A 12,069-nucleotide genomic window follows, 5' to 3' on the forward strand; every position below is an offset into this window, starting at 1 on the left:
CGGCTCCGCCCGTGCCGGTCCCCGGAGCCGCACCGGCCACCGGCGATCCCGCCGCGGCCGGGGTCCGCGGCACGGCCGCCGCGCAGCCCCCGGCCGCCGAGGGCGTCACCGACGGTGACGCGCCCGGTCCCGGCCGCGGCCGGCGGGCCCGGCGCGGGACCGGCATCCGCGAACGCCGCCGCCAGCAGACCCGCGACCGGATCGTCGATGCCGCCACCGAGCTCTTCGACGAGCGCGGTTTCGACGCGGTCAGCGTCGTGGAGATCGCGCAGCGGGCCGGGGTCGTGGAGAAGACGGTCTTCAACCACTTCCCGGTGAAGGAGGGCCTGGTCTTCGACGCCGACCCGCCGATGCGCGCCGCCCTGCTGGACGCGGTGCGGCGACGCCCCGCCGGGGAGTCGGTGTCCGCCGCGGCCGGGAGCTTCGTCGTCGGCGCGGTGAGCCTGCTCGGCACCCCCGAGGCGGCCGACGGGGTCGCCGCCATGGCGCGGGTGATCCGGGGCAGCCGCACCCTGCAGATCCGCGAGCGGGAGATCCTCGGCGAGCTCACCACGTCGCTCGCCGACCTCATCACCGAGGAGACCGCGGTGCGGCCGGGGCAGATCGAGCCGTGGCTCGCCGCCCACGCCGTCCTCGGCCTGTACGCCTCGCTCCTGGAGCTCGCCCGCGACCAGGTGCTCGCCGGCGTCAGCGGGCCGGAGCTGTCCGCCGAGCTGCGCCGGCAGGGCCGCCGCGGGCTGGCGCTGCTGCAGTTCGGGCTGGCCGGTTACGCCAAGAGGCGATGACATCTGTGATCCTCCGGATCACACCGCGGCCATGACTCTCGCCGTCCTCCGGACGGCACCGCGGCCAGGAGCCGTTCCCCTGCTGCGTTGAGCCGTTCCCGGCCCTCGTCGAGGAGGCCTCCGGCCGCCTCTCCTCACGCCGCCTCGCGGGGCGGCTCGCCCTCTGGTCCGCCGGTCTGTGCCTGCTCCCCTTCGTGCCGCGGCTTGCCCGTCCTGCCTCGGGAGACCCTTCGGGCCCCCGCTCGTCAAGACAGTTGGAGCGCCTTGAGGAGTTCGTCGGCGCGGTCGCCGGGGACCTCGGGGTTCCGGGTGAACAGCGCGATCGCCACCAGGTAGCCGTCCTCGCCGGCCCACCCGTGGCCCTCCGCGCAGAGCCGCCGGATGTGCTCGCGCACCTTCGGCTCGTTGCTGTACGGGCCGAAGTCCAGCCCCATCGCGAGGAAGTTGGCCACCCGGTAGCCGAGGTCCTGCGCCGTCCGCACCGTCGTCTCCGGGTCGGAGTAGCTCGCCACCGCGCAGATCGCGTTGGCGTAGCCGGCCTTCAGCAGCTGCAGCACGAGGTCGTTGCCGCGCACCCCACCCCACAGCTCGGGCATGAGGATGTCCCGGTCCGGCGCGGGGATGTAGGGCGGGTTGGCGATCACCGTCGCGGCCAGCGGCCCACCCGCGGCGTCCGCGTGGTCGAAGAAGTCGCCGGCCTCCACCGTGTACCGGTCGGCCACCCCGCGTTCGGCGATGTTCGCGCGGGCCCGGTCCACCGAGGCGGCGTTGATGTCGAAGCTCCGCACCCGCAGCTCCGGCAGCCCGGCCACGACGTCGGCGATCGCGGTCGCGTCACCGGTGCCGAGCTCGTCGACCCCGCCCTCCACCCAACCGAGCGCATCCCGGTACTGACCGAGAAGGACGGCCACCGACATGCCGTAGTGGGCGGACTCGTCGACGGAGGAGAAGCAGGTCACCGCGGGTCCCTACCCGGGTGACGGCCCGACCACTCCCCGCTCACCCGACCGGGGCGTCAGCGGTCGGCGCCGGCCACGGCGAGGAGCTCCCGTGCGTGCGCCTGCCCGGTGTCGCTGTCGGCCAGGCCCGACAGCATCCGCGCCAGCTCCCGGACCCGGTCCTCCCCCCGCACCGAGCGGATGTCCGTGGCGGTGACGCCCGCGCCGGTGTCGGGCGCCTTGTCCACCACCAGGTGGGTGTCGGCGAAGACCGCCACCTGCGCCAGGTGGGTCACCACCACCACCTGGTGGTCACGGGCCAGCCGCGCCAGCCGGCGGCCGATCTCGCCCGCGGCCTGGCCACCGACCCCGGCGTCGACCTCGTCGAACACCATGACCGGAACCGGGTCGGCACCGGCGAAGACGACCTCGATGGCCAGCATCACCCGCGACAGCTCGCCCCCCGACGCGCCCTTGTGCACCGGCCTGGGCGGCGCTCCCGGGTGGGCGGCGAGCAGCAGGGCCACCTCGTCGATGCCGTCGGCGCCCGGATCGTCGGGGTGGCTGTCGATGCTGAAGGAGACCTGAGCGCTCTTCATCGCCAGCCCGGCCAGTTCCCGGCCGACCTCGGCGGCGAAGCCCTCGGCCGCCGCCCGCCGCCCGGCGGAGATGCCGGCGGCGAGCCGGTCGACCTCGGCCCGTGCGGCGTCCCGCTCCGCGGCCAGCGACGCCAGCGCCTCGTCGGACACGTCGAGCTCGGCCAGCCGGTGCTGGGCGTCCTCCGCCCACGCGAGCACTCCCGCCACCCCGGCGCCGGCGTCCGCGAACTTGCGCACCAGCGCGGTGATGGCGGCGCGCCGGTCGAGCACCTCGGCCAGCCGGCCGGGGTCGGCGTCGAGGTCGGCGACGTACCCGGCGAGCTGGCCGGCGACGTCGGAGACCACGGCGACGGCGTCGGCGAGGTCCTGGGCGAGCAGCACCAGGGTGGGGTCGTCGGAGCCGGCCAGCGCCCGCTCGGCGATCGAGAGCGCGGCGATGGCGTCCTGCGGCAGCTCACCGCCGCCGAGATCGCCGGTGACGTCGCCGATCAGCGCCATGCGGGCTTCGTCGGCCGCGGCCCGCAGCGCATCGGCGTCGGAGAGCCGCTTCGCCTGGGTGTCCAGCTCCTCGTCCTCCCCCGGCTCGGGGGCGACGGCGGCGATCTCCTCCAGCCCGTGCCGGAGCACGTCCGCGGCCTGGGCCAGCTCCCGGGCCTGGGCGTGCCGGCGCTCCAGGTCGGCGGCGAGGGACCGCCACCGCTGGTACGCCGTCCGGTAGGAGTCCAGCAGGCCCAGGTGGTCGGCACCGGCGTACCGGTCGAGGGCGCGGCGCTGCTCGGCGGGCCGGGACAGCCTGAGCTGGTCGGTCTGCCCGTGCACCGCCAGCAGGTTCTCGGCCAGCTCGGCGACGACACCGACCGGCACGCTGCGCCCCCCGAGGTACGCGCGCGACCGGCCCTCGGCGCTGACGGTACGGGCGAGGATCAGGCTCCCGTCGTCGTCCGGGTCGGCGCCGGCGTCGGCCGCGCGCGCCCAGGCGGGCGAGTCGGGCGGCAGCTCGAGCCGGCCCTCCACCCCGGCCCGCCCGTTCGCCCGCACCCGGCCGGGATCGGCGCGGCCGCCGAACAGCAGCGTCAGCCCGGTGACGACCATGGTCTTGCCGGCCCCGGTCTCCCCCGTCACCACGGTGAGCCCCCGGCCCAGCTCCAGGGTGACGTCGTCGATCGCGCCCAGGCCGCGGATCCGCAGCTCCGAGAGCCGCCCCGGCGTCGTCCGAGCCGGCGTCGCGGGAACCGGCGCCGGCACCGGGCGCTCAGACGTCTTCGCGCGGGCCGCCACCGCTCACCTCCCCTGCCGGGACGCCGCCGTCCCCGCCGTCGGGCACCACCACGTCGCGGGCCAGGACGTCCCGGCCGGGGAACAGCTCGTGCCCGGGGCCGACGTGCCGCGCGTCCCGGAACCCGCGGACGGGCAGGCCGAACTTGGCGACCAGCCGGTCGCCGAAGGTGGAGACGTGCACGCGGGCGATGCGCACCGGCCGGTTCGCGCGGCGGACGTCCACCCGGCCGCCGTCGGGCACCTCCACCGTGCGCCGGCCGTCCGCGGACACGCGGGCCCGGTTCCCGTCCGCGGGGACGGCGACGGTGAGCACCGAGTCGGGCGAGGTGACCAGCGGACGGGCGAAGAGGGCGTGCGCGTTGGTGGGCACCAGGAGCAGCGCCTCCACGTCGGGCCAGACCACCGGTCCGCCCGCGGAGAAGGCGTAGGCGGTGGACCCGGTGGGGGTCGCGCAGAGGACGCCGTCGCAGCCGAAGCTGGTGAGCGGCCGGTCGTCGATGGCGATGACGACGTCCAGCACCCGCGAGCGCTCGGCCTTCTCGACCGAGACCTCGTTGAGGGCCCACGTGCCGCCGACGACCGTGCCTGCGCCGTCCCGGACGTCCACCCGGATGGCCAGCCGCTCCTCGACCGAGTACTCGCAGTTCTCGATCGCGGTGAGCGTCTCCTCCACCGCCTCGGGCTCGGTCTCGGCGAGGAAGCCGACCCGGCCGAGGTTCACGCCCATCAGCGCGGCATCGGTGTAGCGCGCCAGTTCCGCGGCGCGCAGGAAGGTGCCGTCCCCGCCGAAGACCATCACGATCTCGGCGTCCTTGGCCGCGGTCTCGTCGCAGGGGACGACCTCGGCCCCCTCGATGTCGAGATCGGGCGCCTCCTCCTCGAGGACGCGCACCCCGATCCCGCCGCGCATCAGCCGGGCTGCCGAGGTGCGGGCGAGCTCGACGATGTCCCGCCGCCCGGTGTGCACGGTCAGCAGCACCCGGCGGGCGCCCTGCTCCTGCGGCGTGGCCGTGCTCGGGTTGCTCACTGCGGTCCCTCCTGGACAGCTCGACGGACGGCGTCCTCCTCGATCGGCCCGGCGTCGGACCGCAGCCAGAGGAAGAACTCGACGTTGCCTGCGGGGCCGGGCAGGGGGCTGGCGACCACGCCGGCGGTGCCCCAGCCCAGCTCCTGGGCGGCGCGTCCGACCTCCAGCACGGCCTGGACGCGCAGCTCCGGATCGCGCACCACCCCGCCGGCGGGCAGCCGCGCCTTGCCGACCTCGAACTGCGGCTTCACCATGGGCAGCAGGTCGGCATCGGGGCGGGCGCAGGCGGCGAGCGCGGGCAGGACCTTGGGCAGGGAGATGAAGGACAGGTCGGCGACGACGAGGTCCACCGGCCCGTCGATGTCCTCGGGGGTCAGCGTGCGGACGTTGGTCCGCTCGTACAACCGCACGCGGTCGTCGGTGCGCAGCGACCAGGCCAGCTCCCCGTAGCCGACGTCGACCGCGACCACCTCGGCGGCACCGCGGCGCAGCAGGACGTCGGTGAATCCGCCGGTGGACGCACCGGCGTCGAGCGCTCGGCGGCCCTCCACGGCCACCGGGAGCGCCTCCAGCGCGCCCAGCAGCTTGTGCGCCCCGCGAGACACCCAGGTCGGCTGGTCGGGGTCGGTGCGCACGACCACCGGCGTTCCGGGCTCGACACCGGTGGCCGGCTTCGTCGCGGCCTGCCCGCCGACGGTGACCCGGCCCTCCCCGATCAGCGCGACCGCGTGCTCCCGGGACCGGGCCAGACCGCGGCGGACGAGTTCGGCGTCGAGCCTGCTGCGACGGCCCATCAGCGGGGGTCGATCGTGCCGAGCTCGCGCTGCAGCCGGCCGTGCTCGGCCTCGAACACCGCGACGTGCTCGGACACCGGCAGCCCGTCCAGGCCGGCCAGGCCGGCCGACCTGCGGTCCTCCGGCGCCTGCCCGCCGGGCGCGGGACGCCGGGCGTCGTCGTCCGCGGGCTGCGCTGCGCCGGCGGGAACCGGCTCCGCGGCGGTTCCGCCCTGACCCGGGTCCGCGGCGGACGCGGGACCGGACGCCGGGCCGTAGGGCCCGGGCACCGGTCGCGGCGCGGTCGGCTGGGTCATGGTTCGCCTCTCGGGGAGCGGGACGGGATGGCCGGGGAACGGGCTCGATCGGGTTCCCCGGCGTCTCCTGCGGAGGTTACCGGCCCGGTCCGACCCGGATGGCCCCGACGGAGGAGCGCGATAGCGTCGTGCGACCGGATCCGCCGACTCCTGGGAGACCCGCCCGCGTGGCCACGATGGACGAATGCATGACGGCCCTGACCGGCATCCTCGGCGACCTCGCCGCCAATCCGGCGGCGGCCGGGCTGGATCGCAGCCTGTCCTGCCGGCTGCCCGACCTCGACCAGGTCGTGCTGGGACGGCTGAGCTCGGGGGCGGTGCGGGACCTGCACGCCGTCGCCGACACCCCGGCCGTACCGAAGGCCGACATCCGGCTGACCATGGCCAGTGACGACCTGGTGGCGCTCACCGACGGCCGGCTGTCCTTCGGCCCGGCGTGGGCCAGCGGCCGGGTGAAGCTCGAGGCGGGGCTGCGCGACCTGCTCCGGCTGCGCAAGCTGCTCTGACCGCACGGCCGGTCACCGCCGGCCGGCAGGAGCCAGGCCCCAGCCGCCGACCAGGACGGCCGCCGCCTCCCCGGCGCCGATGACGCCGGTCGGCGCACCCGCATCGGGATGGGTCGCCCAGTGGGCGGCGCACAGGGCACGGAGGGCGTCGAGCCCGTCGTCGTCCACCCGGCCGCCGGCGGGCGCGCCGGCGGCCGGTCCGATCAGCTCGAGCGCGCCGCCGCCCTCGGCCGTGCGCGCCGACCACTCCCCGCAGCGCCACGTGCCGGCCTCCCCGGTCACGCGGGGATGCGGCCGCAGCAGACCTGAGGCGTCGGGGGCGAGCAGGTCCGGCCGGTGCACCGGGGCGGCGGCCAGGAGGGCCGCCGGATCGGTGACCCCGGACAGGACCAGCAGGCTGTCGGCCCCCGCGCGGCGGGCGCCCTCGATGTCGGTGTCCAGCCGGTCGCCCACCACCAGGGGACGGCGGGCGCCGGTGCGGCGGACGCACTCGGCGTGCATGGCCGGATCCGGCTTGCCGGTGACCAGCGGGTCGACGCCGGTGACGCCTTGGACGACCGACACCATGGCGCCGTTGCCCGGCAGCGGGCCCCGGGGCGAGGGAACGGTCGCGTCGGCGTTCGTGGCCACGTACCGGGCGCCCCCTCGGACGGCGACGACCGCCTCGGCGAGCTGCACCCAGCCGACCTCCCGGCCGTAGCCCTGCACGACCGCCTCCGGCCGGTCGGCGGCGCCGCCGACGACGGTGAGCCCCGCCGCCCGGAGAGCAGCGGTCACGCCGGGACCGCCGACCGGCAGGACCCGACCCGCCGGCCCGAGCAGGCCGGCCACCACGCCGGCGGCCGCCTGCGCGCTGGTGATGACATCCGCGGGGTCCGCGGGCACGCCGAGCTCGGTGAGGTGGGCGGCGACCTCGTCGGGGGTGCGTGACGCGTTGTTGGTCACGAACCCCAGCCGCATACCGGCCGCGCGGGCGGCGGCGAGGGCTCCGGGTACGCCCGGGACGGCGTCGGGGCCGACGTAGACCACCCCGTCGAGGTCGAGCAGCGCCACGTCGTACCGCGCGCTGGGGGACTCGGCGCAGCCGGCGGCCAGGCCCGGGCCCGTCGGGGTGGGAACCGGCTCGGTCATGTCGACTCCCTGGTCTGGCGGGCGCGCACGTCGCGCAGCGCCCTGGCGTAGTGCGGCCGGTCGGGACGCATCGCCGCGGCGAGGGCGAGGTGCTCGGCCGCGACCCCGAGATCCCCGGCCCGGCCGGCGGCCAGGCCCAGGCCGAAGTGCGCGTAGTCGTCGGTGGGGTCGGCCGCGATCAGGGCGGCGAAGCTGGCGACCGCCTCGCCGTACCGGTGCGCGTCGTACTGCGCCCGGGCCAGCGCCTCCCGGATGCTCCGCGAGTCCGGCTCCGCGTCGGCGGCCCGGGCGAGCAGGGTGGCCGCGGCGGCCGGATTCCGGTCGTCGAGCAGCTCCAGCCCGCGCCGGTACCACTCGTAGACCCCGCCGCCGGGACCGGTGGCGGCCTCCGCTCCGTCCCCCCGGGGAACCCTCTCGGACACCGCCGCCCTCCTGTCGGTCGCGTCGGCCAGATCGTCGCTCGCCGGGCCAGTCCGGCTCCGGGCCGGCGGACCACCTCGCCCCACCTACGATTCTGGTCGTGCTGTCGTCGTCGGCGGGCCCGCGGGCCGCCTCCCCACCCGTACCCGGACTCGAGGTCCGCCCGTTCCGCGCGCTGACGTACGGGCACCGGAACGGCGACGCCCTCGCCCGGGTCAGCTCGCCAGCCTACGACCTGGTCAGCCCCGCCCGCCGGGATCAGCTGGCCCAGGCCGATCCGCACAACATCGTCCGGCTCATCCTGCCCCGCGCGACCACCGGCGGCGGCGGCGAGACGGTCGAGGAGGCCGCTCGAACCCTGCGCGACTGGGAGGCCAGCGGTGTCCTGGAGCGGGACGCGGACCCGGCCCTGTGGCTCTACGAGCTGCAGCCGGCCGACGGGGTCCCGGCGACCGTGGGCTGGCTCGGTGCGGTGACCCTCCCCCCGGAGCACGCGCCGTCCGTGCTCCCGCACGAGGACACCTACCCGGCAGCGGTCGAGGGACGGCGGGCACTCCTGGCGGCGACGCAGACCGATCTGGAGCCGATCGTGCTGGCGCACGATCCCGAGCCCGAGGTCGCCGAGCTCGCCGAGGCCGTCCGGCAGACGCCGCCGACGATGGAGCTGCTCGACACCGATGGCGTCCGCCACCGGCTCTGGCGGGTCGCCGACCCGGCCGTGCACGACTCGGTGGGCAGGGCGCTGCGCCGGACGGGGGCGGTCATCGCCGACGGGCACCACCGGTTCGCGGCGGCACGGGCCAACGCCCGGGCCCAGCGGTGCGCCTCGGGCACCGACGCCGTCCTCGCGCTGGTCACCCCGATGGGGCCGGGCGGCCTGCGGGTGGATCCGATCCACCGGGTCGTCCCCGACCTCGGACTGCCGGCGGCGGTGGCCGCCGCCGGTCATGGCTTCGTCACCGCCGACGTCCCGGTCGACGGGGCGGAAGCGGCGGCGGTGGTCGCGGCGGCGAGGGCCTGGCTCGGCGACCCGGCCGAGCGGGGGCTGCTGCTCACCGACGGCCGGCGGCTGGTCCGCCTCAGCGCGGCGTCCACCGCCGTCCGGGCGGCGGTACCTGTCGAGGCCCCTGCGTCCTGGCGGGACCTCGACGTGGTCCTCGCCCACCACGGCCTGATGGGGCATCTGTGGGGCCGCCCCGACACGGTGGACTCGGTGCTGATCGCGCACAGCCTGGAGGAGGCGGTGCGCACCGCCGCCGAGCGCTCCGGGGTGGCGGTGCTGCTGCGGGCCCCCTCCCCCACCGATGTCGCCGCCGTCGCCCGAGCCGGCGCACGGATGCCGCGGAAGTCGACGCTGTTCGTGCCGAAGCCGCGTACCGGGTTGGTGCTGCGCCCGCTGGGCGGCTGAGGGCCGGGCAGGCGTCGGGCCGGCGGACGGGTCGATCACGCCGTCTCCTCGGCCGTCCGTGCGGCCGACCTGGGGATCTTGCGGCCGCGGCGGCAGTTCACCTCGCACACCGAGGCCGTGCCGGAGCCGGTGCGCCAGAACCGGCGCTGCAGTGCCCCCTCCACCTCCACCACGTCGCCGGGCTGCCACGCGGCGATGCGCCGCTGCAGTGCGCGGTCGTAGGTGATGCAGGTGAGGACGTCGACCGACTGGCCCCTGGCCCTGGGAACGGGCCGGCGCACCACCAGCCGGAAGGTGACCAGCGGGTCTCCGCTGGGAAGTGTGCGCAGTTCTGCGGGGGCGGACACCCGCCCCCGCAGAACCACGTCGTTGCGGTCGATCACAGCCACGGTCATGACCGCAGCCTCGCCGCCGGACGAGGCCGGTGGCCCTGCGGCGGCCGATCTGTGGACGCCCTGCCCGCATGTGGACGGAGCGCCGCGGGCTGTCAGCAGTCAGTGCGCCGAAGCAGGCCCGTCCTCCTCGGTGTCCTCACCCAGCAGCTCGGCGACCTCCGCTTCGACATCGTCCGCGAAGCTCGAGAACGACACGCTGAGGTCTCCGACGACCGGAGTGGGGACGTCAGCCGCCACCGGAGCCACGTCGGCGTCAGCGTCGGCGTCGTCCGCCGAGGCCGCCTCGGCGAGCTCTCCGGCTTCCGGCACGCCGCGGGCGTCGTCCTCCGCACCAGCGTCCACCACGAGCTCGTCCTCGACGGCCGCGTCCACCGCGGGGTCGACGGCAACGTCATCGCCGGTCAGGTCGACAGGCTGGTCCTCGTCGTCGCCCTGCTCGGCGAACTCGACGCCGAGCTCCTCACCGACGAGCTCAGGGGCCACCGCTGCCACCTCGTCGAACCACCGGTCGGCGCGCTCGTCCTCGCCCTGAGCCCGGAGGAGGTCCGCGTAGGCAGCCGCGAGCCGCAGCTGGCCCTCGTCGGCCGGGTCGAGGCCGTCGGGCTCGCGGCGGCCGCCGAGAGCCGCCTCCAGGGTGAGCCGGGCAGCCGCGTGCTCGCCGAGGTCCTGGCGTGCACCGGCTTCGACCAGGCGGAGCTCCACGGTCTCCTCCGCGTCCACGCCTTCCGCCAGCGCGTCGGCGACCAGCCGCAGCGCGACCTCGGGGCGACCGAGCGCCCGCTCGCAGTCGGCCAGCACCGCGCGGTACCCGTGGTCGCCGCTCATGCGCCGGTAGGCACGGATCTCCCGCGCGGCCTCGGCGAAGTCGCCGGCGTGGTATGCCGCCACCCCGACTGCCTCCCGGACCACGGCCAGCCGCGACGCCCGGTCGCGGGCGGCGCGTGCGTGCGCGAGCGCCGTCTCGGGGTCTTCGTCGACCAGCGAGCCGGCCACGACCAGGTGACCGGCAACCTGCACGGAGTTCCGCGGGTCGAGCCCGCGCAGCGCGGCGCGGATCGCCGGATCGAGGTCACGCGGGTCGGCCCACTCAGGGATCTCCGGGCCGGCGGGCACGGGCGGACGGCGATCCTGCACCTCGCCTCCGGGCCGGCCGGCGGACGACCCTCGGGCATCCGACGGTCGACGGTCCTTCCAGTTCCCCCGAGCGTGCTCGACGCGCTGCGGGCGATCACCCTGGGGGCGGCGGTCCTGCCAGGAGCCCTGTGGGCGGTCCGATCGCTGCGGCCGGTCGCCCTGCGGGCGATCACCCTGGGGGCGGCGGTCCTGCCAGGAGCCCTGTGGGCGGTCCGATCGCTGCGGCCGGTCGCCCTGCGGGCGATCACCCTGGGGGCGGCGGTCCTGCCAGGAGCCCTGTGGGCGGTCCGATCGCTGCGGCCGGTCGCCCTGCGGGCGATCACCCTGGGGGCGGCGGTCCTGCCAGGAGCCCTGCGGCCGGTCCGATCGCTGCGGCCGGTCGCCCTGCGGGCGATCACCCTGGGGGCGGCGGTCCTGCCAGGAGCCCTGCGGCCGGTCAGACCGCTGCGGACGATCCCCCTGCGGGCGATCACCCTGGGGGCGGCGGTCCTGCCACGAACCCTGGGGACGATCACCCTGCGGACGGCGGTCCTGCCACGAGCCCTGCGGCCGGTCAGACCGCTGCGGACGATCCCCCTGCGGACGATCACCCTGGGGGCGGCGGTCCTGCCACGAACCCTGGGGACGATCACCCTGCGGACGGCGGTCCTGCCACGAACCCTGCGGCCGGTCAGACCGCTGCGGACGATCCCCCTGCGGACGCTGCGGACGATCACCCTGGGGGCGGCGGTCCTGCCACGAACCCTGCGGCCGGTCGCCCTGCGGGCGCTGCGGACGATCCCCCTGCGGACGCTGGGGACGATCACCCTGGGGGCGACGGTCCTGCCACGAGCCCTGCGGGCGGTCCGATCGCTGCGGACGATCACCCTGCGGACGCTGCGGGCGCTCACCCTGCGGGCGGCGCTCCTGCCAGGAGCCCTGCGGCCGGTCCGATCGCTGCGGACGATCACCCTGCGGACGCTGCGGGCGCTCACCCCGCGGACGACGGCTCTGCCAGTCACCGCGTGGACGGTAGCTCGAGGATCCGTCACGGCGGTTACCGCCGGCGGCGGCTCCCCGGTTCGCCTGGGGCCGGGACCCACGCGAGCCCGATCGGGGATCGCCGGTCGGTCGGCCCGACCCGGGACCATCGGATCCGCGTCGCGGAGCACTCATCAGTTGTGGATACCTCTTCGGTGATCGCCTGCACGGCTACGAACCGGCGGCGGAACGGGAAAAGCGAACGGGGGTCAGAGCAAATGCTCTGACCCCCGTTCGTGAAGTGTTGTCCGGCGGCGTCCTACTCTCCCACCCCGTCTCCAGGGCAGTACCATCGGCGCTGAGAGGCTTAGCTTCCGGGTTCGGAATGTTACCGGGCG

At 76.3% G+C, this 12,069-nt stretch carries 12 protein-coding genes and 1 rRNA gene; 3 read left to right on the forward strand and 10 right to left on the reverse strand.

Going from position 1 to position 12,069, the window contains the following annotated elements; genetic code table 11:
• Positions 1-11: 11 nt before the first annotated feature.
• Positions 12-785, forward strand: a complete 774-nt coding sequence (locus BD833_RS23145; protein WP_279536046.1) for a TetR/AcrR family transcriptional regulator — start codon at positions 12-14, stop codon at positions 783-785.
• Between the two features lie 245 nt (positions 786-1,030).
• Here BD833_RS23145 and BD833_RS21225 read toward each other — a convergent pair whose 3' ends face one another.
• From BD833_RS21225 to BD833_RS21245, 5 genes are read right to left on the reverse strand one after another with little or no spacing between them, the layout of a single operon-like run.
• Positions 1,031-1,744, reverse strand: a complete 714-nt coding sequence (locus BD833_RS21225; protein ID WP_166535154.1) for a class I SAM-dependent methyltransferase — start codon at positions 1,742-1,744, stop codon at positions 1,031-1,033.
• 56 nt (positions 1,745-1,800) lie between these two features.
• Positions 1,801-3,600, reverse strand: coding sequence for a DNA repair protein RecN (recN, locus tag BD833_RS21230; protein ID WP_243737868.1), 1,800 nt, complete (start codon positions 3,598-3,600; stop codon positions 1,801-1,803).
• Positions 3,575-4,627 (reverse strand): NAD kinase, encoded by a 1,053-nt coding sequence (locus tag BD833_RS21235; RefSeq protein WP_166535155.1) that lies wholly within the window; start codon positions 4,625-4,627, stop codon positions 3,575-3,577. The genes recN and BD833_RS21235 overlap by 26 nt, the downstream gene beginning before the upstream one ends.
• Entirely contained in the window at positions 4,624-5,421 is a 798-nt protein-coding gene (locus BD833_RS21240; RefSeq protein ID WP_166535156.1) for a TlyA family RNA methyltransferase, read from the reverse strand. Before BD833_RS21240 ends, BD833_RS21235 begins: the two co-directional genes overlap by 4 nt.
• Complete coding sequence (locus BD833_RS21245; RefSeq protein WP_166535157.1) at positions 5,421-5,717, reverse strand: hypothetical protein; 297 nt, start codon at positions 5,715-5,717, stop codon at positions 5,421-5,423. Before BD833_RS21245 ends, BD833_RS21240 begins: the two co-directional genes overlap by 1 nt.
• Positions 5,718-5,905: 188 nt before the next feature.
• On the opposite strand from BD833_RS21245, the gene BD833_RS21250 reads away from it, so the two are divergent.
• On the forward strand, positions 5,906-6,223 hold the full coding sequence (locus BD833_RS21250) for an alkyl sulfatase C-terminal domain-containing protein (RefSeq protein WP_243737869.1): 318 nt from the start codon (positions 5,906-5,908) through the stop codon (positions 6,221-6,223).
• Between the two features lie 12 nt (positions 6,224-6,235).
• Here BD833_RS21250 and BD833_RS21255 read toward each other — a convergent pair whose 3' ends face one another.
• Both BD833_RS21255 and BD833_RS21260 read right to left on the reverse strand, forming a co-directional pair.
• Positions 6,236-7,354, reverse strand: coding sequence for an HAD-IIA family hydrolase (locus BD833_RS21255; RefSeq protein WP_166535159.1), 1,119 nt, complete (start codon positions 7,352-7,354; stop codon positions 6,236-6,238).
• Positions 7,351-7,776: a tetratricopeptide repeat protein gene (locus BD833_RS21260; RefSeq protein WP_166535160.1), complete on the reverse strand. Its 426-nt coding sequence runs from the start codon at positions 7,774-7,776 to the stop codon at positions 7,351-7,353. Before BD833_RS21260 ends, BD833_RS21255 begins: the two co-directional genes overlap by 4 nt.
• Before the next feature lie 98 nt (positions 7,777-7,874).
• Between BD833_RS21260 and BD833_RS21265 the strand changes: the two genes are divergently transcribed.
• Entirely contained in the window at positions 7,875-9,182 is a 1,308-nt protein-coding gene (locus tag BD833_RS21265) for a DUF1015 domain-containing protein (protein WP_166535161.1), read from the forward strand.
• Positions 9,183-9,217: 35 nt separating this feature from the next.
• Here BD833_RS21265 and BD833_RS21270 read toward each other — a convergent pair whose 3' ends face one another.
• From BD833_RS21270 to rrf, 3 genes are all read right to left on the reverse strand, one after another.
• Positions 9,218-9,577 carry a single-stranded DNA-binding protein gene (locus tag BD833_RS21270; RefSeq protein ID WP_166535162.1) on the reverse strand — a complete coding sequence of 120 codons (360 nt, stop codon included), beginning with the start codon at positions 9,575-9,577 and terminating at the stop codon, positions 9,218-9,220.
• Between the two features lie 99 nt (positions 9,578-9,676).
• Positions 9,677-10,690: a hypothetical protein gene (locus BD833_RS21275; RefSeq protein WP_166535131.1), complete on the reverse strand. Its 1,014-nt coding sequence runs from the start codon at positions 10,688-10,690 to the stop codon at positions 9,677-9,679.
• Between the two features lie 1,287 nt (positions 10,691-11,977).
• A 5S ribosomal RNA gene (gene rrf, locus BD833_RS21285) occupies positions 11,978-12,069 on the reverse strand; the annotation flags it as partial.

Source organism: Blastococcus xanthinilyticus (assembly GCF_008124835.1).
In the GTDB taxonomy this organism is placed as follows: Bacteria; Actinomycetota; Actinomycetes; order Mycobacteriales; family Geodermatophilaceae; genus Blastococcus; species Blastococcus xanthinilyticus.

What these genes read in the sequence shown, in the direction of transcription:
- BD833_RS21240 (WP_166535156.1), bottom strand. Translation starts at nt 5,421, where the DNA reads ATGGGCCGTCGCAGCAGGCTCGACGCCGAACTCGTCCGCCGCGGTCTG.
- BD833_RS21245 (WP_166535157.1), bottom strand. Translation starts at nt 5,717, where the DNA reads ATGACCCAGCCGACCGCGCCGCGACCGGTGCCCGGGCCCTACGGCCCG.
- BD833_RS21250 (WP_243737869.1), top strand. Translation starts at nt 5,906, where the DNA reads ATGACGGCCCTGACCGGCATCCTCGGCGACCTCGCCGCCAATCCGGCG.
- BD833_RS21255 (WP_166535159.1), bottom strand. Translation starts at nt 7,354, where the DNA reads ATGACCGAGCCGGTTCCCACCCCGACGGGCCCGGGCCTGGCCGCCGGC.
- BD833_RS21270 (WP_166535162.1), bottom strand. Translation starts at nt 9,577, where the DNA reads ATGACCGTGGCTGTGATCGACCGCAACGACGTGGTTCTGCGGGGGCGG.